General features: G+C 50.3%; 20 protein-coding genes. 11 read left to right on the top strand and 9 right to left on the bottom strand.

All coding sequences use genetic code 11. From position 1 onward, the window contains the following. Positions 1 to 302 precede the first annotated feature (302 nt). Positions 303 to 743 (bottom strand): hypothetical protein, encoded by a 441-nt coding sequence (locus tag AC5JMP_RS01455; RefSeq protein ID WP_495849642.1) that lies wholly within the window; start codon positions 741 to 743, stop codon positions 303 to 305. An 84-nt stretch (positions 744 to 827) separates the two neighbouring features. Between AC5JMP_RS01455 and cysH the strand changes: the two genes are divergently transcribed. Next, entirely contained in the window at positions 828 to 1,559 is a 732-nt protein-coding gene (cysH, locus tag AC5JMP_RS01460) for a phosphoadenosine phosphosulfate reductase (protein ID WP_495849688.1), read from the top strand. A gap of 208 nt (positions 1,560 to 1,767) precedes the next feature. On the opposite strand, the gene AC5JMP_RS01465 is transcribed toward cysH, so the two are convergent. After that, positions 1,768 to 3,498 (bottom strand): sensor histidine kinase, encoded by a 1,731-nt coding sequence (locus AC5JMP_RS01465; protein ID WP_495849643.1) that lies wholly within the window; start codon positions 3,496 to 3,498, stop codon positions 1,768 to 1,770. 227 nt (positions 3,499 to 3,725) lie between these two features. Between AC5JMP_RS01465 and AC5JMP_RS01470 the strand changes: the two genes are divergently transcribed. From AC5JMP_RS01470 to AC5JMP_RS01480, 3 genes are all read left to right on the top strand, one after another. Further along, the gene (locus AC5JMP_RS01470; RefSeq protein WP_495849644.1) at positions 3,726 to 4,346 is read left to right on the top strand and encodes a hypothetical protein; all 621 of its coding nucleotides are present in this window, start codon (positions 3,726 to 3,728) and stop codon (positions 4,344 to 4,346) included. Between the two features lie 193 nt (positions 4,347 to 4,539). Further along, positions 4,540 to 5,661 carry a hypothetical protein gene (locus AC5JMP_RS01475; RefSeq protein WP_495849645.1) on the top strand — a complete coding sequence of 374 codons (1,122 nt, stop codon included), beginning with the start codon at positions 4,540 to 4,542 and terminating at the stop codon, positions 5,659 to 5,661. Between the two features lie 331 nt (positions 5,662 to 5,992). Beyond that, positions 5,993 to 7,816 carry a DUF3352 domain-containing protein gene (locus AC5JMP_RS01480; RefSeq protein ID WP_495849646.1) on the top strand — a complete coding sequence of 608 codons (1,824 nt, stop codon included), beginning with the start codon at positions 5,993 to 5,995 and terminating at the stop codon, positions 7,814 to 7,816. Positions 7,817 to 7,826: 10 nt separating this feature from the next. Here the strand turns inward: AC5JMP_RS01480 and AC5JMP_RS01485 are convergent, their stop codons facing one another. Next, complete coding sequence (locus AC5JMP_RS01485; protein WP_495849647.1) at positions 7,827 to 8,063, bottom strand: hypothetical protein; 237 nt, start codon at positions 8,061 to 8,063, stop codon at positions 7,827 to 7,829. Positions 8,064 to 8,309: 246 nt separating this feature from the next. Between AC5JMP_RS01485 and AC5JMP_RS01490 the strand changes: the two genes are divergently transcribed. From AC5JMP_RS01490 to AC5JMP_RS01500, 3 genes are all read left to right on the top strand, one after another. Then, positions 8,310 to 8,903 (top strand): MarC family protein, encoded by a 594-nt coding sequence (locus tag AC5JMP_RS01490; RefSeq protein WP_495849689.1) that lies wholly within the window; start codon positions 8,310 to 8,312, stop codon positions 8,901 to 8,903. Between the two features lie 83 nt (positions 8,904 to 8,986). After that, the gene (gene ychF / locus AC5JMP_RS01495; RefSeq protein WP_495849648.1) at positions 8,987 to 10,078 is read left to right on the top strand and encodes a redox-regulated ATPase YchF; all 1,092 of its coding nucleotides are present in this window, start codon (positions 8,987 to 8,989) and stop codon (positions 10,076 to 10,078) included. Positions 10,079 to 10,260: 182 nt separating this feature from the next. Further along, positions 10,261 to 10,521 (top strand): ParB N-terminal domain-containing protein, encoded by a 261-nt coding sequence (locus AC5JMP_RS01500; protein WP_495849649.1) that lies wholly within the window; start codon positions 10,261 to 10,263, stop codon positions 10,519 to 10,521. 198 nt (positions 10,522 to 10,719) lie between these two features. On the opposite strand, the gene psb35 is transcribed toward AC5JMP_RS01500, so the two are convergent. The 6 genes from psb35 to AC5JMP_RS01530 form a co-directional block, all read right to left on the bottom strand. Next, complete coding sequence (gene psb35, locus AC5JMP_RS01505) at positions 10,720 to 10,902, bottom strand: photosystem II assembly protein Psb35 (protein WP_495849690.1); 183 nt, start codon at positions 10,900 to 10,902, stop codon at positions 10,720 to 10,722. 227 nt (positions 10,903 to 11,129) lie between these two features. Further along, entirely contained in the window at positions 11,130 to 11,516 is a 387-nt protein-coding gene (locus AC5JMP_RS01510; protein ID WP_495849650.1) for a hypothetical protein, read from the bottom strand. A gap of 99 nt (positions 11,517 to 11,615) precedes the next feature. Then, complete coding sequence (locus tag AC5JMP_RS01515; protein ID WP_495849651.1) at positions 11,616 to 12,503, bottom strand: ABC transporter permease; 888 nt, start codon at positions 12,501 to 12,503, stop codon at positions 11,616 to 11,618. Between the two features lie 73 nt (positions 12,504 to 12,576). Next, on the bottom strand, positions 12,577 to 13,599 hold the full coding sequence (locus tag AC5JMP_RS01520; protein ID WP_495849652.1) for an ABC transporter ATP-binding protein: 1,023 nt from the start codon (positions 13,597 to 13,599) through the stop codon (positions 12,577 to 12,579). 276 nt (positions 13,600 to 13,875) lie between these two features. After that, positions 13,876 to 14,868: a heme o synthase gene (locus AC5JMP_RS01525; protein WP_495849653.1), complete on the bottom strand. Its 993-nt coding sequence runs from the start codon at positions 14,866 to 14,868 to the stop codon at positions 13,876 to 13,878. 90 nt (positions 14,869 to 14,958) lie between these two features. Then, on the bottom strand, positions 14,959 to 15,930 hold the full coding sequence (locus AC5JMP_RS01530) for a COX15/CtaA family protein (RefSeq protein ID WP_495849654.1): 972 nt from the start codon (positions 15,928 to 15,930) through the stop codon (positions 14,959 to 14,961). A 707-nt stretch (positions 15,931 to 16,637) separates the two neighbouring features. Between AC5JMP_RS01530 and AC5JMP_RS01535 the strand changes: the two genes are divergently transcribed. From AC5JMP_RS01535 to AC5JMP_RS01550, 4 genes are all read left to right on the top strand, one after another. After that, positions 16,638 to 17,678: a cytochrome c oxidase subunit II gene (locus tag AC5JMP_RS01535; RefSeq protein WP_495849655.1), complete on the top strand. Its 1,041-nt coding sequence runs from the start codon at positions 16,638 to 16,640 to the stop codon at positions 17,676 to 17,678. Between the two features lie 89 nt (positions 17,679 to 17,767). Continuing rightward, complete coding sequence (ctaD, locus tag AC5JMP_RS01540) at positions 17,768 to 19,441, top strand: cytochrome c oxidase subunit I (RefSeq protein ID WP_495849656.1); 1,674 nt, start codon at positions 17,768 to 17,770, stop codon at positions 19,439 to 19,441. Positions 19,442 to 19,480: 39 nt separating this feature from the next. Continuing rightward, positions 19,481 to 20,101 (top strand): cytochrome c oxidase subunit 3, encoded by a 621-nt coding sequence (locus AC5JMP_RS01545; protein ID WP_495849657.1) that lies wholly within the window; start codon positions 19,481 to 19,483, stop codon positions 20,099 to 20,101. 315 nt (positions 20,102 to 20,416) lie between these two features. After that, on the top strand, positions 20,417 to 21,238 hold the full coding sequence (locus AC5JMP_RS01550; protein ID WP_495849658.1) for a tetratricopeptide repeat protein: 822 nt from the start codon (positions 20,417 to 20,419) through the stop codon (positions 21,236 to 21,238). The last annotated feature ends 503 nt before the right edge of the window (positions 21,239 to 21,741 follow it).

Raw genomic sequence — 21,741 nt, forward strand, 5'->3', positions numbered from 1 at the left:
TATGGCCAGTTTGATTAGGACATTTTTGGTGGGGCGCAAAGCGCCCCACCAAAAATGTCCCCGTCCCAACCGCCTTGGCGGTTGCTATAAAACGAGATTTGAGGCTCCTAAACCAACTCAACGGCATCCAGCGCAAAGTCAATGCCTCTGTAGTTAATGCCTCTGTCATACAGCTTGGTTGAGCGGCTGACCTACAAAAATAAGCTGAGCTAAAAGTTAAATTTACCGGAGCTTCACAAAGCAGGCTGTAAATATGAATGGTAGCAACCGTTTACATTTGCGATGAGCCACTTTATGACAACCTACACTGTTGGAAGCCTTTTCACTGCTGTGATCTTGATCAGTGCGTTCCTCAAAGATTCCTCAACTGCCAATACAGACAGACGCTCCTGGGCGATCGTCTTCTTGGGAGCTTCATTATGGTTTGCGGTCTTACCCTTCATTATCCGCAAGAAGCTTCTAGGAATGAAGCAGACCGAACTGGCAACAATTGCCCACTGACTCACCAAAAATATAGGTAGGAAAGAGCTGGGCAGCACAGACATCAGCAGAAAATGCCAAGGAAATAGAGCAAACCTGGAAAGGGCGATCGTTAAGAAACGATGACGCTTTTCAAAAAAATCTGGCGTTTCTCTAGGTTCAGGCAAACAATGGGCGCTGGCAAGCCGCAAGCCTTGAAAGACCGTTGAGAAGACAGTGCCATTCTGCCGGGTGCATCGGTTCAGAGACGATCCTATCTCCACAATTCCCCATCGGCTTATGCGCCTTTCGAGATAAAATTAGGTGTATTAACCTATTAGAAATTTAGATTAGGCGATACGCGCATGATGAGCTACTCGGTAGAACCCCAAGGTGTTAGTGTTAGCAGCTTTGACCTAGACGAACTGAATCAGCGGTTTGACACTGCCCATCCCAGCGAAATTCTCGCCTGGAGCGTCGAAAATATTCCCACGGGTCTGGTGCAAACCAGCGCCTTCAACATTGATGACTTAGTGATTACTGACATTCTCTACCGTCAGCATCCCTCGCCTCAGCCCGTGCCCGTCATCTTTTTGGACACGCTGTATCACTTTCCACAAACGTTAGAGCTAGTGGCAAAAGCCAAAGACCTCTACCACCTCAATCTCAAAACTTACAAAATGCCCGATGTCAATACCCGTGAGGAGTTCACTGCTCGCTACGGCGAGGCTCTCTGGGATACTGACATTCAGCAGTTTCACCATGTCACCAAAATTGAGCCGCTGCATCGCGGGCTAGATGAGTTAAATACGATCGCCTGGATTACAGGTCGTCGCCGTGACCAAGCCGTTACCCGCGCTAATATGCCCGTCTTTGAGCTAGACAATCAGCAGCGCCTCAAAATCAATCCCCTTGCTGCCTGGACTCGCAAAGACTCTTGGGCATATGCCGCCGAACACAAGGTGATCTACAATCCTTTGCACGATCAGGGTTATCCCAGCATTGGCGATGAACCCATCACGACTCCCATCGGCGAAGGTGAAGATGAGCGGGCAGGTCGCTGGCGGGGCACAGGCAAAACCGAGTGCGGTATCCATTAGCTCCCGTGGGCAGACGCAACTTTCCTCATCCCTCACCCTTTTGGATAGCGTTACGTAATTGAGTTAGGACGAATTATTTTTTGAGAGCCGCGCAGAGCAAAGCTCTCAAAAAATAATTCATTAGATCTGAGCGCGTGGCGCTACGTAGCACCTGCCAAGGTGGTAAATGGACATAGCTAAGGTGGGGCAATTGGGGGCGTTGCAGATTTTAGCCTACAGGCTTATCTAGGATGGGCAAGAAAATAGTCAGCACCTCGCCTTGGTGAGGGCTTTGCTTCACAATCATCTTGCCGCCCAATGCCTGGAACAGGTTTTTTGTTACCGCCATGCTGAGGCTAAGATTGCCTGTCTCAGGCTGAAACATCAACAATTGCCCCAAAGACTTCAGCGCTGGACTAAAGCCAAACTTAGCTTTGCCCTGGATCTCGGCTGTATTGACCTGCGGATGAGATTCTAGCTGAAGCTTGATTTGATGCCCTGCCTGACTCACCTGCATTTGAATGTGGCTACCGGGGGGCAGACTATGGGTAAAGCGATCGACCAATCCTGTCAACACCTGATCCAGCATGGTGGGATCGGTAACAACCATCGGCAGCTTTTGGGGCCACTCTACTTCTAACGTGTGGCTGTGCTGCTGTGCTTGCTGCTGCCACCGGGGCACTGTCTGTTGCAGCACTTGGGCTAGCGAGATGGGAGCCAAGGATGCTAAAGATTTTTTGCCCTGATCCGTCTCTAGCTCAACAGCCCGAAAGATCAGACTAAACCGATCGATCTGCTCCGTACATTCTCGATCGATGACCTCTAGCCGCTTGAGCACATCTGGATTGAGGTCTTTACGGCGCAAGAGCAATCGAGTCAGTGTTCGAATGGTGGTCAGGGGTGTGCGCACCTCATGGGCGATCGCCTGCAATAGCTCTGTATCAGAACCTGAATCAGCGGGCGATCGTTTTTCAGGCTGTACTCCCTGAGGTTTTCCAGGTTGGCGCACTGCCTGAGAGAAAGCAGGGATGTTGGGCAGTGCTGCTTGCCCGATCGACTGCGCTACTCCTTGCAAAGACTGGCTGACGGTCTGCGATCGCTCCTCTAAATCAGAGGGATGGGGCAAAGCGTCTAGCATGAGGCGACTGAACTGCGAAACAATGCGAAAGTCTGGTGCTTTAGGCACGAACTGTTCTACTAAGCTATCCAGAGCCGGGAGAGCATAGGGAGCCACCATTCTTAGACGAGCCTGGAGCGATCGCCAAGCCTGTTGCACAACGTTGGGATCAAACGAAAATAGAAAGGCGGGTTCGCCTTGGGGCGTTTCTCCCAGCACTAGCACCACGCCAAAGGTCGCCGTCAGCGCCAGACAAAACTGCTCAGCAGCTAGCGGATCGCTAGAGAGCAGGGGCAGGGTTGGAATGGGCACATTGGTGACGGCAGTTCCGTGGGGGGAGGGCAAAAGCTGAAGCGGCATTTCACCGGGCGTGCCAATGGTAAAAGTCCAGGCAGAAAAGTTAGCCAGCAGTTCGGGCTGATCCAAAATGGGAAACGGCCCCGACAGAACAATTCCCTGCGTAGAGGGTGCGCTCGGCTGAGCTAATCGAGCAGATTTAGCTCGTTTCATGGATCTAATCAGTCGGGTAGGTTTCGCTGCTCTAGCACCCGCCGATCGCATTTCTGCTGCTAAGGGATTGACTTCCAAGGTCTGCTGTAGGAGACGCTTTAGAGCGGCGATCGCACCACTCCACTCTCGTTCGGCTCGCAACTGTTGCTGGGCTGGCGATCGAAAATTTCGATGGGCGGCTCTAGAGTCTTGCTCTCGTGGATCAATGTCTACATCAACACTATCTGCATCAATATTTTCCAGTCTTACGCCTTCTAGCCCAGAATGATTCCCTGGGATGATCTCACCCAAGGCAATAATTTCACTCAGCGTTGGCAAATACCATTTATACACAGCCTTTACCTACAGAAACCCATCTAAATTGCGCCGATTTCGCAAGCGCTGGCTCACGAATACTTCCCTATAACGACAATACTCGGAGAAACTCAAGGAAGACAGCCTTAAAACCGTACCAAGGGAGTCGCAATCTCCCACCGCGCATTTTGGGTTTTAGATTCACCCCAATCTGGAATCCTAATCTGCAAGAGATTTAATGGCTTTGGAACACAATAGAATTGCCCATGAGCGTCATCATTTGTCCTGGAATACATTCAGTAGAACTCACAAATCAGTTTTTGGCAGGATTTGGACAAACCTTTTGCGAAGCTCTGGTGTTTCCTGCCCATCAATTGCCCGCCTACTCTGCACTGCATATTTTAGAGTTTATTCAAGAGTCGGAAGAAAAGCGGCTGAATGAACCCCAAAAGGCAGCTCCGCTATTTTTTATTGCCTTTAGTGCGGGGGTGGTGGGAGCGATCGGTGCAGCAAGGCTTTGGCATCGCGCAGGTGGACGAGTCGGTGCAGTAATTGCGATCGATGGCTGGGGGGTGCCGCTATACGGAGGCTTTCCCATCCACCGCATCAGCCACGACTTTTTCACCCACTGGACTTCAGCAGGGCTGGGAGCAGGTCAAGACGGCTTTTATGCCGACCCGGCGGTAGGACATTTAGACCTGTGGCGATCGCCTCAAACCGTCTCTGGGCAATGGGTTAGGCACCTAGAGGGCGATCGCATCGCTATCACTGCCTCAAAATTTATTCTTGCTTTATTACACAGCTCAACCTTAAATTCTGGGGGAGCCGGAGTTCAAAGTCCCCCAGAACTAGGAGACTCAGGGGGCAGAGGCGTAAGTCCTATTTGAGCTAGACTTTCATCGCTAAAGCTTTACATAAAGTCCGGCTTTCCATAAAGATTGAATAATCCGCCAGTAGGATACCCTGAATAAGCGTGACTTATTCCCTAATTAGAATTGCCGCCGCCCTATTTGAGCGCTATGAAAATATTGGGGGAATCATTTTCGAATTGATCGCTTAACGTCATCTCTTGAGGTCAGCATGAACAAACGCCCCGGCGCTGAAACAAACGGAAAAGGAGATGCCAACGGTAATGGCAACGGTAACGGCAACGGCAAAAGATCGTATTTGCAAGTTGAGCCAGTGCGCCGAGCGCCAGGGCGGATTACCATACGCCGCTCATCGCCTTACCTACCCGCTTTTCTAGTGGTCAGCATCTTAGCTTTGACGGGCGTGATTTTGGCGATCGCATCTCAGGACGAACTCATTCCCATTCCCCAAGCTTCTCCGGTGCCTCAAGCTGAAGCCTTCCGGCTAGCGGTCAACCAGGCTGAGAATGCGGCTGAAGTCACGCAGTCGGCTGTCTCTAAGGCTGAGTGGGAGGCAGTTGCTACCTGGTGGCAAGAGGCAGTGGATTTGATGAAACGGGTGCCCTCCTCTAGCCCTCACTATGCGATCGCCCAGTCTAGAGTGCCAGACTATCAGCGCAACTGGAGCTATGCCCAGCGAAAAGCCTCGGAGGCATCAGACTCTCTTGTCTCTAGAGCTTTGTGGTCGAAAGGTCTACGCAGAGCGGACGTGACGAGGATTCAGGGCAAACCTACTCAGATAGAGCGCTACGATTCATTGTGTAAGGAAACGCTGTATTTTGGTCGCAGTACCGTAGAGCTGAGTAATGGCATTGTGGTGCGCTATGACGACAACGATCGCAACTTGAGAGCCATTGCGAGTAAAAGCCCGATTATTACCGTTGTCGGCGATGCAGCCTGGACGCTGGATTCTCCCAAGGAAGAGGTGTTTAAAATTCAAGGTACGCCTTCTCGGATTATTCGCTATGACGCTTCCCAGAAGGATGTTCTGTATTACGGCAATAGCCTGGTTTATCTAACCAACGATCGCGTTGCTGGGTACGATAATTTAGATCGCAATCTTAGAGTTACGGTTGCGCCTAACGGTACGCCCGATGCCTCAGTCAATGCCTGGACGATCGATTCTCCGAGAGACGATATTTTCAAAGTGCAGGGTACGCCAACTCAGGTGGCACTCGATAACACTTCCTGCACTGAAACGCTGCAATACAACAACAGCGTCGTTGAGCTACGCAATGGCTTTGTTTCTGGATATAACGACACTAGCGGTAATTTGAAGGTCAAGGTGAACTAGCCTAATTTATTCTGATTTATGGCTGGCGGCAGCCAGTAATGCTTGGGGTAGGGGCTTAGCATTGATAAGCCCCTACAGTAGATCAGTTGTACAGGTTATTTAATCCACGATCCTACGGAAATTTTTGGTGGGGCGCGAAGCGCCCCACCAAAAATTTCCCCGTCCTAACCGCCTTGGCGGTTACTATATCTGCTCCGTTGAGAGCTTTAGATCCGTTTGGACTTTAAAACAGGGTAAGCAAAGCTCAGATGCCCCATTCTGGAGAGGCGTTTGAGGATAAACTGAACTTTGGCGACCCACTGTGAGTTCATCTGAATGAGTTCAGCCCACCATGAAGTTTCGCACTTTTATCATTTCTCTAGCGGTAGTTGTCTTCATGCTGCTGCTGACGGCAGGTGCGGGTGCTGCCTGGATTTTTGCCAACAGCCCTGTCACTAGGCTGCAATCGGCGATCGCTACAGAAAGTTTTATCCATAGCGACAAGAACAGCGCTAGTCCTGAAACCGCTATCTTTATTTCTCGGCAGTCTCCGTTTGTCGCCTCGCTACGAGTTAATCCCGATCGCCTGCTAGCCGCAAAACTGCTCACGACTCCCGCCCATCGGCAAAGCATTCAGGAGAATTTCTATCAGCTCCAGCAAGCTTTTTTGCCTGACGCTCAACTGAACTACTCGCGAGATATTCAGCCTTGGCTAGGGGATGAAATCACGCTGGCGATCACCATGGCGGATTTTGACCGAGATAGCGCTAACGGCTCTCAGCTTGGTTATCTAGTTGCTATGACGACTACCGATCCAGCCCTTGCCCAGCGCAAGTTACAAGCCTTTTGGCAACGTCACAGCCGCGCTAGAGATCGGATCTCTGAGCCTTACGCAGGGGTCGAGATTGTGTATCGAGACTCGCCCAAACGGAGCAGGAAAAAAGGGGACGAGACAGGTTTTTCGGATGCACTAACGCTAGCGACAGCCGTAGTGGGCGATCGCTTCGTGCTGTTGGCAAACTCGCCTAAGGTATTGCGGGATGCGATCAACAATGTTCAGGCAGCAGAGCTGAATTTAGAGAACAACGATGCCTATCAGCAGGCGCTAGGTAAATTGCCTCCAAGAGCGATCGGTTTAGCCTGGGTCAACTTGCCTCAGCTCTTGGCTAAAGCGAAGATGGTTAAAGCGGAGGTGGCTGGGGTAAAGAACGGCACCGAGGACAAGGCTGCGTCCAGCCTTTTAGCAACATGGAGCTTAGAATCACAGGGCTTAAAATCACAGAGCTTAAAATCACAGAGCTTAGAATCACAGGGCTTCGTCGCTGATGTGCAGCTTTTACCTGCGGTGGGTCAGTCTTTTTTGCTCGACCAAGCCACTCAGACGGCTCCGGTCGGTGTGCTGCGGTTTGTCCCGGCAGACAGCGCCTTTGTTGTAAGTGGAGCTGATTTGCAGCGTCAGCTAGAAAGCCCATGGATAAACGGCTTCAGCAATATTTCTGGCAATGCTTATCCAGGTGTGCAGCGATCGCTAGCCTCTTTATCAAAACGCCAAATCTCGCTGCCAGAAGATGCGGCTAGCTGGATTACTGGAGAGTATGCTCTGGCAATGCTGCCCCACGGCAACAGCGTCCCCGACTGGGTATTCGTTACAGAACGATCGCCAGAAGCCTTGGCAGGACTGGAGAAACTGGACGCGATCGCCCAGAGCCACAATGCGACCCTCAGTTCTTTTACGCTAGAAACCCCTGCGGGTAATCAAGAAATTTCTGCCTGGACAAAATTCTCGCCTCGACCACTCAAGCCTTCCCAATCCGAAATCCCTACACTGTCCTTGGAAGCGAAAGTTCAAGGCATTCGCACCACGATGGGAGACTATGAGATTTTCGCCACCTCTCTGGAAGCAATAAATCTAGCGCTTCAGTCCCCTGAGCGATCGCTGCTCAACAAAGCAGATTTTCGAGGCGCGATCGCTGCTTTGAAGAAGAATAGTCAGGGCTACTTATATCTGAATCAATCCACACTTCGGGACTTAATTGCCCAGTCCCTAGGTCAAGAAGCTGGAAATCCTTCCTTAAATCGCCTCCTCGATCGTTTGCAGTTTGCAACCTTTAGCAGCTACGGACAGAGTGAATCAATGGCGACCGGGGCAATTTCATTGCAGATTGTGGAACCTTGAAGGGCGAAGATTAGCGATCGCCACTGGATGCAGGCTTGGCAGTAAACGATTGCTTAACAGCCTCTGGTTCTGCGGAAAAATCGGCTTGTTGGATTAGAAAAGCCTCAATTTTGTCGATCGAGAATGGGGGGTTAACCGCAATTTTAGCGACCACTGGAACAGAGCCAAAGAGTGCGAAGGTGCCACTAGCAGACACTGCAAGAATACCGACCGCCAACAACTTTGCCTTAATTTGTTGAAGACTCATTGGGTGCAATCTCTCCTTGTTTTGCGCTCGTTTGCGCTTTACCTGGACAAGTGTATCTCTTTTAGTATTTTTTTGTGAAGTTATCATAAATTTTACTTCTTAAGGACTATTGTTCAGATAACTTAGCCCAACCCAATTGGGCTATCTCTGCTGTAGATACGGAAGTCATGACCCTATTGGTTTACGGATCACGTTAGGGTAGAAAAGAGTTTTGCCCTGTTCTCATCAAGGTATCCGATGGATTTCTTGGACATCTCGGTTTTGACCCGTACGTTTATTGCAGTATTTGTCTTGGCCGACGCTCTGGGCAATGCCCCAGTTGTGCTGGCGCTCACCAAAGGAATGGATATCAATGAGCGCAATCGTATTGTCGATCGCGCCACCCTCATTGCTACAGCGGTTCTGCTTGTCTTTTCTTACATTGGGCAGACTATTCTGGACTATCTGGAAATCAGCATCGCTTCATTACAAATTGCCGGGGGGCTGCTGCTGCTGCTGATTGCCTTAGATATGCTGCGGGGCGAGCTGGATGAACCGATTACTGAGCAGGGACGGGATATTGCAATCACGCCTCTGGCTTTGCCGCTGTTGGCAGGACCCGGCACCCTCACCACGGTGATGCTGCTGGTGTCTAAGTCTCCCGATGCCCATCTCAGTGTGGCGATCGGCATTGTCGGAGCCATGATTGTCACCTGGTTTATCTTTCGGCAGGCGAACCGCGTCGCAGACTTTATTGGGCAAGAAGGGGCGCAAATTGCTACAAAACTGCTGGGCTTTTTGCTGGCGGCTTTAGCAGTAGAGATTAGCAGCGCTGGAATTAAAACGCTGTTTTTGACCTAGCCCGGTTTGAAAGTGGCAGAAGCCGTTTGTAACCTAGAATAGTTATTGCTTCGTTACTCACTTGTGATGCTAAAAAAACTGTCATGCTAAGAGCTGGAATTGTGGGACTGCCGAACGTAGGCAAATCGACCCTGTTTAATGCCGTTGTTTCCAATGCCAAAGCCCAGGCAGCCAATTTTCCCTTTTGTACGATCGAGCCAAATGTGGGCATCGTCGCAGTCCCCGACGAACGGCTGGCGACTCTGGTCAAAATCTCTGGCTCGGCAGATACAGTTCCAGCGAGAGTCGAGTTTGTGGATATTGCTGGATTGGTGAAGGGTGCCAGCCAAGGAGAAGGCTTAGGCAACCAGTTTCTCGCCAATATTCGGGAAGTCGATGCGATCGTTCATGTTGTGCGCTGCTTTGAGGATGATGACATTATTCACGTCTCTGGCTCGATTGATCCGGTGCGCGATATCGAGATTATTAACTTGGAGTTAGTGCTGGCTGACCTATCGCAGGTAGAGAAGCGGATTGAGCGGACGCGCAAGCAGGTTCGCACGAGCAAAGAAGCTCAGGTAGAGCTAACGGCATTGGAACAAATTGCGGCAGTCCTCAACCTGGGGCAGCCCTCTCGTCAAGTGACGCTGAACGAAGAGGAGGAGCTGTTGCTGAAGCCGTTGGGGCTGATGACCCGCAAGCCCGTGATCTACGCGGCAAATGTCTCTGAGAACGATCTAGCGACGGGCAATGAGTGGGTCGAGCAAGTGAGAGCGATCGCCCTTCAGGACAACGCCCAGGTGGTGGTAGTATCTGCTCAAGTTGAGGCAGAATTAGTCGAGTTGCCCCCCGAAGATCAGGCAGATTTTCTCTCGTCGTTGGGTGTCGAGGAAGGGGGGCTAAAATCTCTGATTCGAGCCACCTATGAGCTTTTGGGGCTAAGAACCTACTTCACCACAGGCCCAAAGGAAACGCGCGCTTGGACAATTCGATCGGGAATGCTAGCTCCCCAAGCGGCGGGGGTAATCCACACAGATTTTGAACGCGGCTTCATTCGCGCTGAAACGGTCGCCTATAAGGATCTGGTGGCTACAGGCTCAATGAGTGCTGCCAAAGAGAAAGGTCTGGTGCGCAGTGAGGGTAAGGAATATGTGGTGCAGGAGGGAGATGTGCTGCTGTTCCGGTTTAACGTCTAGTTCGGGATCTTCTCTCGCCACTCCAGCATTTACCGCTCTAGGCTTTTTAGGAGCATGTCTGGGCAAATGAAAGTTAAAGTCACTTGATTGAAGTCACCTATTCGATCGCCAGCATGGCTGAGTTCGCAACTCATAATCATAACGAGTATGATATAGAGATATGCGTTATGACCTTTTGAGTAATGAAAATTCAAGCTGTTCCAATTCACGAAATCCGCCGTCCGCTCTTTCGCCAAAATGATTCTGATAAAGTAGCTGCTCTAATGGCATCCATTCAACAAATTGGGCTGCAGGAGCCGATCGATATTCTAGAAGTCGAAGGGCAGTATTATGGTTTCTCTGGCTGTCATCGCTACGAAGCCTGCTTGCGCTTGGGTCACGAAACCATTCTTTGCAATGTCAGACGGGCACCCAAATCGGTTCTCAATATGCATCTGGCATAGTGCATCTATAAATTTGGCTTACAAAAATAGGCTTACAAAAATAGGGGTGAAGTCACTTCACCCCTACACAAACTATCAAATTTGTAGTATGGCGCTAAGCGCTTAGATCCAGTGAGTTGTTTTCTGAGAGCCGTGCTCCGCGCGGCTCTCAGAAAACAACCCGTCCTAACTCAATTACGTAATGCTATATCAAAAAATTTATACGTTTGGGTCTTCTGCATTGACCTCAGGCACTACATCAGGGCGTTCTTTGTTTTCCCAACCGGGCGGACGCTTGGAGTTATACCAGGCAACTGATCCGATCGCCACCGCAGCAATAAAGCCGACAACATAGACAGCGGTAAATGCCCAGGGAAAAGAACCTGCCTGAGCGGCTTCCATCAATATCATTATTCTTCACTCCAAATTTATAGGATACTGTTCCCTAATATAGAGCCAAGTTTAGAATTGAGCGTCTCTCTTTTTCAGTATTTCAAACAGGGGGAAACCTCAAAAGGTATGCAACCCGAAATAGCTAAAAATCTGGCTTTGCTGATGTCTGGAAGTGTCTCCCTTCAAAAAAAATCATCTCCAGATTAGGCAGTGCCAAGGCTTTCAGCTTATCGGATTTACTGAGAATTGGGTGCAACAATTTGGTTGGAAGACGCTGCTCCTGTCTGCTCCTGTTGCTTCAGTAGGTCAGCCTGCCGTTGTCGAAAGGCTGAAGCTTCGGAATTGATACTTTGCTGCTGCTCTTGACTAAATTGATAAGGATCACGGATGCTACCCTGCTGAACGCGATGCATCAGATCAAACAAATTATTGACGCTACCAAAATCACCGTTGGTGTTGGAATTCTGGTCGCTGGTTCCCACGGGGGTCTGGAGATCGGCGCTAGTCTGAGCTTGCACTGGTTGAACAAAAGCTGTGAGTGCGGCGAGAGAGCCTGCAAACAGGCTCAGCATGACCCAAATAGAAGATTTGGAAACAGGGCGAGATGGAATGGCTACTTTCATAAAGCTTTTTGATTCAAGTATCCAACTATAGATTCTTATCGTAACGAAGACGAGGTTTAGTGCAACATTGCTCCCAGAAGTTAGCAAGATCTTTTGTGACTATGCAAAAGAGCGTCGCAACAACGGGCGAATAGAGAGAAGAGCGATCGCGCTGAATCCTGTCAAAATCAGGAGCGACAGTCCCAGGGTCACAGAGCCAAACGGGGATTCCATGACTACATTGCTCAAGACCCAGTGCTCATGGGTGTAGATGTATCGGATTGGCTCGATCGCGTAGCTCAAGGGATTCAAGCTGGCAATAATCTTGAGCCAATTGGGCATAAAAGTCAACGGAGCTAGGGCTGTGCTGGCAAACAGCAAGGGCAGACTGGAGACAAAAATGACCGCAATCAACTCGATATGTCCCGGCAGGGCAAAGGCAAGCCCCAGACTCAACGCCGTCACGCCCAGCACTAATACTAAGACGATCGCTGCCACCAGTCCTAAGCTCAGAACATTGGGCAATCCTGCTCCTAGAAACGCGCTCATGGCGATAATCACAGAGGTCTGCACCAGACTCAAAGTGGCAATAAATATGGCAGAAGCCAAGACGATCGAGAAGCGAGAGGCAAGGGGCGCAACCAGAAGACGATTGAGGAAACCAAACTCGCGATCGAACATCACGGGCAGTCCGGCGTTTAGGGCACCGCTAAACGCCGTAAACACAATCACACCTGCCGCCAAAAACTGCCCATAGTTTTGGCTGGTGCCAAACAGCCCTCTGGGCATATTTTGAAACAGCGCGCCAAACAGCAGCAGCCACATAACAGGCTGAATAATGCCTGCGATCAGCGTTGAAGGGCGGCGCTGGAGCTGGATAAACAGGCGGCGAGTGAGTGCCAGGGTTTCCTGCACAAATTCAGCAAGGCTAAAATCGGCAGGGGCGATCGCTGGACTGGGCGACTTTGCCCCATTCAGAACATTAGCGGGAGTAATGGTTTGGCTCATAAATCAATTCCTCTGAATATCAGGGGCTTTTAACTAAACTTTTAACTAGAATTTTTCAATAGCTTTCTTTAGCCTAGCGCATGTTCTGCTTTCGCTCTGCCTTGAGATCGCGCTGGCTAGAAGCCGCCATTTCGGCATCCATGAGCGTTTGTCCGGTCGCCGCCAGATAGACATCATCTAGGCTAGGGCGAGACTGCGAAATGCCAAAGGTAGGCAATCCAGCGGCTTTGAGCGTCTGCTGAATTGTCGTCAGGGCATTGTCACTCTGGGCAGCTATTACCAAGTTGAGCGAGTTGCCTTGAGCAGCATTAATGATCACATCTTGCACAAATGGCATCATCTGGAGCATTGCCTTGGCGCGATCGGCTTCTTCCAGTGGCGTAAACTCTCGGATGCGCAGCGTTACCCGATCGCCCCCCACCCTATCCTTGAGTTCTGAAGGTGTACCGGAGGCGATCACTACACCGCGATCGATAATGGCAACGCGATCGGCTAAAGCATCCACCTCTTCTAGGTAGTGGCTTGTCACCAAAATCGTGGTGCCGCCATCCCGTAGCTGCCGCAAAAAGTTCCAGACAATCAGGCGGCTCTCGATGTCTAGCCCAACGGTCGGTTCGTCTAGCACCAGCACATCAGGCTTGTGTAGCAGACCTGCCGCCAAGTCCAGCCGCTTTTTTAGCCCGCCCGAATAGCTCCCAGTTTTCTGGTCTGCCCACTCTTGCAGCCCTAGAAGGGCGATCGCTTGCTCAATTTGTGCTTTGACTGAGCCACGGGGCAGATGATAGATTGCTGCCTGGAGCTGTAACAGCTCTCGTCCGGTCAGCACTTTGTCTAGCGCCACTTCCTGCGCTACATAGCCCAGCTTTTGCCGTGCCAGCTTCGGGTGGGCTAACACCGAAACACCAGAAATCTCGATCGTGCCAGAGTCAGGCATTGCCAGCGTGCAAAGGCATCGCAGCGTTGTAGTTTTTCCCGCGCCGTTAGGCCCCAGCAAACCAAAAATCTCTCCGGGTTCTATCTGTAGGGATACGTCTTTGACCGCCTCGACCGAGCCGAAGCGTTTTTGAAGGTTTTCGATCGAAACCGCCGGGGCCATAATTGCTTTCTTGAGCCTACGCAACAAATCTCAACCTTTATTGTAAATCCTTCAAAACAGGCTCAACCAAAAATATAGCGCTATGCGCTTAGATCCAATGAGTTATTTTTTGAGAGCCGCGCTCCGCGCGGCTCTCAAAAAATAATTCGTCCTAACTCAATTACGTAGGGCTATATCGCATAGATTCAGTCCCCTAAAGCCAAAAGAAAGAGAGGGGCGATCGCTCCCTCTCTTCTCAAACTTTTTTAAACTCTTCTTAAACTGAGCGCTGAGCCATCACATCACAGGCAAATAACTCAACACCACAGCTAAATTTTCAGCCAAATTCTCACCGACAGCCGCCGTTAGCGTCTGGGTAATGGGCAAACTGTCGATCGCCATCCCTGCCGACAGCAGCATCATGTACAGGATGGAATACTTGAAGAGCGATCGGGCAACCGTTAAGTCCGCAGGCGTTTGCAGCAGTGCCCAGGCCTTTGCTACAAAGATACCGCCTAGGAAGAGAGCGATCGCTGCATACACCGCACCCATGACATGGAGCGGATAGACCATAACTAGCGTCATGGGAATTAGCAGCAGCGTGTAAATCCAGATTTGCCGAGCGGTTTCTACTTCGCCTACAACCACTGGCAGCATAGGCACGCCCACTTTGGCATAGTCTTCTCGAATCATCATTGCCAGCGCCCAGAAGTGGGGCGGAGTCCAGAGGAAAATGATGGCAAAATATGCCCAGGCTGCCCAACTTAGCTCACCCGTGACGGCTGCCCAGCCTACGAGCGGCGGAATTGCCCCTGCTGCACCGCCAATCACGATGTTTTGGGTGCTATGCCGCTTTAGCCAGTGGGTGTAAACCACCACATAGGTGACAATGCCTGACATTGCCAGACAGGCGCTCAGTAAGTTGGCAAATACCGTCAGCAGCGTGAAAGAAAGCCCTGCCAACAAAATGGCAAATACCCAGCCATCTCGCGGCTGAATGCGACCCGATGGCAGCGGACGATGACGAGTACGCTCCATGTCGTAATCAATATCGCGATCGTACAAACAGTTAATTGCGTTAGCGGAGGCAGAAGCCAGTGCACCGCTGAACAGCGTAATCAATACCAGGAAGGGATCAACCTTTCCCGCAGAGGCAATCCACATACTGCCAGCCGTCGTGACGAGCAGCAGAATAATGATGCGGGGCTTCGTGAGTTGCCAATAGCTCTGAATCACCTGCCAAACGTTTTGGTGATGGCGATTCGCTTCAATCCAGCTGGTTTCGTGCATTGGGATTCTCGTCTTAAAACGGTTGAGCGGGAAAACTGAACGGAAAGTTAGGGAGCTTAGTCAATTCCTTTAAGAATCAGCCTTCAGGAATTAGCCTTCAGGAGCGAGATTTGAAAGATAGCGATCGCGCCATGCCAGAACAGTAAAGCACACTAGAGTTCCGAGTAAAGATGCCCCGATCGCCTGATGGCTCACAGTCAACAGCTCTACTTGCAGACGCAAACGAAATGTCGCCATGCCCAACATTATCTGAAGCAGCAGCAAAAACCCTGCCAGCTTTGCCAGATTTCGGAAGGAGGCGCTGAGGGCGGCTGTTCGGCGGGTGGCAATGACGATCGCTAAAGTCGCCAAACTAGCAGGCACGACCCCAAACAGGTGCGTGTTCATCACACGGCAAAGCTGTGAGACGAGCAAGCACTGGTGGACTGCCCACTGTGAGCCAACTAGCCCGCCCGACAAACTCTGCAAATATACCAGCAAGACCGCAGTTAGGCTGAGCCAAGGGAGCTTGCCTGTCGTCCCAGTCGCCTGATAGGGGCGTAAAAGTGTGCCCATGGTCAGCAGCGTTGCGAAGAACAGCAGCGCCGTGCCCAAATGCGCCGTCACGATATCGAAGCGCAAAAGCTGCGTTACGGTGAGTCCGCCCAGAATGCCCTGAAACAGAATCAGCCCCAGAGCCAGCAGCGCCATCCAGGGAGTCCAGGAGGGCAAAGCTCGTCGATACCACACCGTCAGACCCACAAGGCTCAGGGTAGAAATACCGATGAGAGCCGCGTCCAGCCGATGAAACCACTCTAGAAATACCTGAAGATTCATTTGCTGGCTGGGAATCAGGGTGCCATAGCAGAGCGGCCAATCGGGACAGGCAAGCCCAGCATTCATGACGCGGGTGGCACTGCCGATCGCCATCAAAATCAGGGTAGCGATCGCAGTTTTCCAAATGAGCGATCGGACTAAAGCTTTGGGGTCAAAAGTGTGCGGATCAAGAGCTAGAGGATTAAAAGCCGGAACAGCAATCTGAGATGGGACAGGTAAATCACGACGAATACTGGAGTCAGCCATGCTTCACACCCTCTTTAAGCCGTTGGTTGACATAATTGATTCAAATGCATTGCAACTTGTGCTTCAAGCTAAAACCGAGTTCTCTTACAACTTCTTTACAACAGATCATGTCTTTACTCTAGTGAATACACTCAATTAATGCAGAAAGCCTTAGCAATTTCTTAGGATTATTCAGCAAATGGTTTACAGGGGACTTATGGGCGACACGGACTTGTAGGCGATACAGTAAGGCTTGCCTTCAAATACAGCATCGTCCATCTAACAAAATTTATGAATGTCAGCACTAGCTTGGTATTCATTAATACATAACCTCTTTTCGATCCCAAAAATATGCTTAAGGATTGTCAGAATGCAGATAAATTCAGTTTTTAGCGACCTGTAAAACCTGGTTGAATCAGGTTGATTGGTTTAACGTGTTAGATGGACGGAGATAAACCGAGCATCAACAAGGAGAGCCTTGAAGCCAAATCTCTCGAAACCATTGCGATCGCTAACTTTACTAAAGGATCTTTTAATTTTTAGGGCTGCCAGATTTCTACAGACTGGTACTGACATCGCTCTTTTAAGATTGCCTAATAAGATATCTAACTCTCTTAACTCTTTCTGGAATTTATCTTCTAGCAGCCTTTCGCACTCTTAAATGAAGTGGACAGCGCTTAAAGTGAACCATCTGCTCTAAATCTCTACTCCCCCAATTCTGATTAACTGTGAAAATCCCAAGTAATATCCTAACGATGCTGGCAGGCATCACCCTGACTCTGGCTAGCTTGTGGTACGGAAAAAATCATGGTCTGATGCCTGTTGAGGCCTCCAGTGATGCCGCTCTAGTAGATGGGTTGTTTGACACCATGATGATGATCGGCACCGCCATTTTCCTGTTGGTCTGGGGCGTACTGATCATCTGTCTGTTCAAGTTTCGCCGCAAACCGGGCGATGAAACCGATGGTCCAGCGATCGAAGGCAATATCCCTCTCGAAATTGTCTGGACTGCCATCCCGGTGGCGATCGTCCTTGTACTGGGCATCTATAGCTTTGACGTTTACAACAGCATGGGTGGCTTTGATCCAGATGCTGCGGGCGACCCCGGCGTTCAGGTGGCAATGCTTTCAGAGGGAGGTTCGGCGATGCCCCTGATGGATGCTGGCGCACCCAAAAAAGCGCGACACAACCACATGGCGCTGGGTATTGGTGCCTCACCCGATGAGATAGGTATTACTCCCGATGTCACCGTCAATGTTTTGGGAATGCAGTACGCCTGGATCTTTACCTATCCTGAGTTGGGCATTACCTCAGGCGAGCTACATTTGCCCGCCAATAAAAATGTTCGGCTGAATCTGAAGGCGCAAGATGTGATTCACGCGTTTTGGCTGCCGGAATTTCGCATCAAGCAAGACACCATTCCAGGGATGGAATCTGAGCTGCGCTTTACCCCCACCCGCGTAGGAGACTACCCGATCATTTGCGCTGAACTGTGCGGAGCCTACCACGGTGGCATGGCTAGCCGCTTGTATGTTCAATCCTCTGAAGATTACGACAAGTGGGTGCAAGAGTCGATGCCAGTAGTGGAAAACGCTTCTCAAACCGCAGCTGATCTAGACAAGCTGGCAGGAAGCGCAGAGGTCGGGAAAAATCGCTCTGACGCAGATTACCTGGTTTCTGCGGCTCATCAAATGGGGCTTGATCCTCAGGCATTAGAGCAATTGCACCCTGCAATGCCTCACGACTCTGGACTGCATGCCTCACTCTGAATTCAGATCTCTTGAATCGATCGCTGTGTGCTACCTTAAGCCTCTCAAAAGCTTAATCCCGTTGAACCCCCAAGTCTGTTGAACCCGATATGACGACTCAAGCAGAAATGTCTATTGCTCCAAGCGCCCACGCTCATGCAGAGCGCAAGTGGTGGCACTATTTTACCTTTTGCGAAGACCATAAGGTTATTGGACTGCAATATCTCGTAACCGCCTTTTTCTTTTATGCCATAGGCGGAGCGCTGGCGACTGCTATCCGCACCGAGTTAGCAACCCCCGCATCTGACTTTGTTAGCCCCAATACCTACAACAGTTTGCTCACCCTGCACGGCACGATCATGATCTTTCTGTGGATCATTCCTGCCGGGGCTGGACTCGCCAACTATTTGATTCCCCTCATGGTTGGGGCACGAGACATGGCTTTCCCCAAAATGAATGCCATGGCGTTTTGGATGGTGCCGCCCGCAGGGCTAATGCTGGTGCTGAGCTTTTTTCTAGAGTCTCCTCAAGCCGGATGGACTTCCTATCCGCCCCTCAGCCTAATGACAGGCAAAGTCGGAGAAGGGATCTGGATTTTTAGCTTGCTGATTTCTGGGACTTCCTCGATCTTGGGCGCGATCAACTTTTTGGTGACGATCCTCAAGATGCGGGTGCCAACCATGACTATCCACAAGATGCCGCTGTTTTGCTGGTCAATGCTGGCAACAGCAGGACTCATTCTTGTAGGAACTCCGGTTTTAGCAGGAGCCTTAATCCTGTTAGCCTTTGATCTACTGGCAGGCACTTCCTTCTTTAACCCCATGGGCGGTGGCGATCCGATCGTCTATCAACATATGTTCTGGTTCTATTCCCATCCGGCGGTCTACATCATGGTGCTGCCGCTGTTTGGAGCCATTTCAGAGATTTTGCCTGTCCACGCCCGCAAGCCAATTTTTGGCTATAAGGCGATCGCCTATTCCAGTCTGGTTATCTCCTTTCTGGGTCTAATTGTTTGGGCGCACCATATGTTTACCAGCGGCACCCCAGCATGGCTACGGATGTTCTTTATGATCACGACAATGATTATTGCCGTGCCAACTGGAATCAAAGTGTTTGGCTGGCTGGCAACCATCTGGGGCGGCAAGATTTCCTACAATAGCGCCATGCTGTTTGCTATGGGTTTCATTGCGGTGTTTGTAATCGGCGGCATTACGGGCGTGATGTTGGCGGCGGTGCCGTTCGATATTCACGTCCATGACACGTACTTTGTGGTGGCGCACCTGCACTATGTGCTGTTTGGCGGCTCGGTGTTTGGCATCTATGCAGCAATTTACCACTGGTTCCCCAAAATCACGGGCCGCATGGTCAACGAAACGCTAGGACAAATTCACTTCGTCCTGACTTTCATTGGCATGAACCTCACCTTTATGCCCATGCATGAACTGGGTCTAATGGGGATGAACCGCCGCATTGCCTTCTATGATGCCCGGTTCACATCACTCAATCAGATGGCAACCGTGGGATCATATATTCTGGCGGTTTCTACAGTTCCGTTTTTGATCAATGCCGTCTGGAGCTGGATGAAAGGAGCCAAGGCTACTGACAACCCTTGGAATGCCTTGACTTTAGAGTGGCAGACTTCTTCTCCTCCGGCGATCGAAAACTTTGAGGTTCTACCTGTCTTGACCACAGGTCCCTATGATTACGGCGAGCACCCGTCTGAAGAGAGCGAATTGCCTCCAGGCGCTTCACCCGTTCTCAGCGGCAGTTCTTCTGGCTCTTGATCCCTCCAACGTCTTTTCTCCTCTAGCAACTAAACCGCTATGCAAGGTACTGTCGATCCAAACAAAGCAGCCCTAAACTATCACAATGAAGAGATAGCGGCTCCCCATCATGAGGAGCATCCTGACCTTCGACTCTTTGGGCTGCTGGTTTTTCTGGGTGCAGAAAGCATGATCTTTCTGGGACTGTTTGTTGCCTATCTCACTTTCCGTGCCGTCTACCCAAGCTGGCCGCCCGAAGGCACTCCAGAACGGGAGCTAGTTCTGCCCGCTATCAATACGGTGATTCTAATTGCCAGCAGCTTTATCATTCATAACGCTGACACGGCAATTAAGAAGAATGATGTCAAGGGTCTGCGCACCTGGTTTTCAATTACCGCCATTATGGGTGCTGTTTTCCTGATGGGTCAGCTTTATGAGTACAGCAAGCTAGAGTTTGGTTTGACGACCAATCTCTATGCCAGCACCTTTTATGTGCTGACAGGATTTCACGGGCTGCATGTTTTTCTGGGAGTTTGCCTGATTCTGGCAGTGCTGTGGCGCGCTCAAAAAGCAGGACATTATTCTGATCAGGAACACTTTGGGGTAGAAGCTGCCGAACTTTACTGGCACTTTGTGGATGTGGTTTGGATTGTGCTATTCATCCTGCTCTACCTTTTGTAAATGCTTAGGATCATGGATCAAGTAACCTGCATAACCGATCTGCGGTAGGGGCTTAGTAGGAGCTTAGCAATGCTAAGCCCCTACCCCAAGAATTACATCTTGTCAAATCCATGTTCCTTAAGTTACTTTCTCCGAAGCCCCAGCCTAGCTAGGGGCTTTGTTATTTGATCTAGAATAAGGAGCAGCGTTGCTGACCTCTGGGATGAATTTTGATGGAGAGGCTTGCTCTGCGAGCCTCTCCATCGAAATTCATCCCCTGTTAAGACATACCTAGAAAGCCACGCAGCCCGATCGCACATCAGGAGGTTCGTCAAGATGGGAGTTTCAGTTGAGGTAAACGGCAGTAACTTTGATAGCAACGTGATGCAAGCCTCCTTTCAGCGCCCGGTCGTCGTAGACTTTTTTGCTCAGTGGTGTGGCCCTTGTCAATTGCTGAAACCTCTTCTGGAAAAGCTGGCGCAGGAATATGACTTTGTGCTGGCAAAAGTTGATATTGATCAGAACCCAGAGTTGGCCAGCACTTATGGCATTGAGGGCGTTCCAGATGTGCGGGTGGTCAACCAAGGACAAATGCAGCCCGGATTTGTCGGCGCTTTGCCAGAACCAAAGCTACGGCAGTTCTTGGCTCAGCTCAATCTTAAGTCGGAGCTAGATCTAAAGTTGGAAGCGGTTCAGACCGCGATTCGGGCAGGCAATCTGGAGGATGCCAAAGCCGGATTTTCAGAGTTGATGGAAAAATATCCTCAGAATCAGCAGTTGGCGATCGCTGCTGCCAAATTTCTCATTAGCCAAGATCGGTTGGACGCTGCCGAGAAGCTGCTGGTGTTCATTGATGAGAGCGATCGAGAGTATTCCAGTGTCGCTAGAGCATTACGGGAGCTAATGCAGCTCAAGCTAGAGAGCATCGACCCAATTCTGAAGCATGAGCTAGACGGGTCATTTTTTCGAGCCGTGCAGCAGACGCTATCTGAAAACTACGAAGCCGCGCTTCAAGGCTTTTTAGAAATTGTTGGCAAAAACCGTAAGTATCGCAATGATGGTGCTCGTAAAGCTATGGTTATGATTTTTGATTTGATCGGAGATGATAATCCCTTGACGAAGCTCTACCGCAAGCAGCTTACGCAGACACTTTACTAAATCTTCAAAGTTTAAACTTTTAACTATCCTTCGAGAACCTAAACTATAGTGGTGAAGACTAATGAGTAGAAAGACTAACGCAGCTACCCGGTAACATTGCTAGACGAGGTCTTCTTTTCCCATGAAAGTCTTTTCTTTTCTTGAGAAACGAAGCAGCTAGTTTACATGAGGGGCATTACCCCTCACTATTGCAGCCAGAAATTTGAGTTAGAACGAATGCGGCAGCGATCGTGAGGCTTGAGATGAAAAGGGTTTCTCTCGTCATAGACTACACCTTTTAGAGTCTGTAGCAGCATTGCTACTCCGCCTCGCCCGTGTATCTATGGACTTTTATCCAAATTTGAAGCAAAACGAGTCGAACTTTAGCAACTCTTCAAGAGATTTCCAGCAAGAATGGCGCTCTATTCTACAAATGTTGGAAAGATAATTGAAGGTAATGGGGTGTCCAATTCCAAACCTGCAATTTCGAGCCTGAGTAGGCGTAGAGGTTGTAACACCCAGCG

It is taken from the genome of Drouetiella sp., from assembly GCF_059504425.1.

Coding starts and splice junctions, on each gene's coding strand:
- AC5JMP_RS01520 (WP_495849652.1), bottom strand. CDS start 13,599: ATGGCCCCGGCGGTTTCGATCGAAAACCTTCAAAAACGCTTCGGCTCG.
- AC5JMP_RS01525 (WP_495849653.1), bottom strand. CDS start 14,868: ATGCACGAAACCAGCTGGATTGAAGCGAATCGCCATCACCAAAACGTT.
- ctaD (WP_495849656.1), top strand. CDS start 17,768: ATGACGACTCAAGCAGAAATGTCTATTGCTCCAAGCGCCCACGCTCAT.
- psb35 (WP_495849690.1), bottom strand. CDS start 10,902: ATGGAAGCCGCTCAGGCAGGTTCTTTTCCCTGGGCATTTACCGCTGTC.
- AC5JMP_RS01480 (WP_495849646.1), top strand. CDS start 5,993: ATGAAGTTTCGCACTTTTATCATTTCTCTAGCGGTAGTTGTCTTCATG.
- cysH (WP_495849688.1), top strand. CDS start 828: ATGAGCTACTCGGTAGAACCCCAAGGTGTTAGTGTTAGCAGCTTTGAC.
- AC5JMP_RS01530 (WP_495849654.1), bottom strand. CDS start 15,930: ATGGCTGACTCCAGTATTCGTCGTGATTTACCTGTCCCATCTCAGATT.
- AC5JMP_RS01515 (WP_495849651.1), bottom strand. CDS start 12,503: ATGAGCCAAACCATTACTCCCGCTAATGTTCTGAATGGGGCAAAGTCG.
- AC5JMP_RS01475 (WP_495849645.1), top strand. CDS start 4,540: ATGAACAAACGCCCCGGCGCTGAAACAAACGGAAAAGGAGATGCCAAC.
- AC5JMP_RS01500 (WP_495849649.1), top strand. CDS start 10,261: ATGAAAATTCAAGCTGTTCCAATTCACGAAATCCGCCGTCCGCTCTTT.
- AC5JMP_RS01550 (WP_495849658.1), top strand. CDS start 20,417: ATGGGAGTTTCAGTTGAGGTAAACGGCAGTAACTTTGATAGCAACGTG.
- AC5JMP_RS01485 (WP_495849647.1), bottom strand. CDS start 8,063: ATGAGTCTTCAACAAATTAAGGCAAAGTTGTTGGCGGTCGGTATTCTT.
- AC5JMP_RS01545 (WP_495849657.1), top strand. CDS start 19,481: ATGCAAGGTACTGTCGATCCAAACAAAGCAGCCCTAAACTATCACAAT.
- ychF (WP_495849648.1), top strand. CDS start 8,987: ATGCTAAGAGCTGGAATTGTGGGACTGCCGAACGTAGGCAAATCGACC.
- AC5JMP_RS01470 (WP_495849644.1), top strand. CDS start 3,726: ATGAGCGTCATCATTTGTCCTGGAATACATTCAGTAGAACTCACAAAT.
- AC5JMP_RS01510 (WP_495849650.1), bottom strand. CDS start 11,516: ATGAAAGTAGCCATTCCATCTCGCCCTGTTTCCAAATCTTCTATTTGG.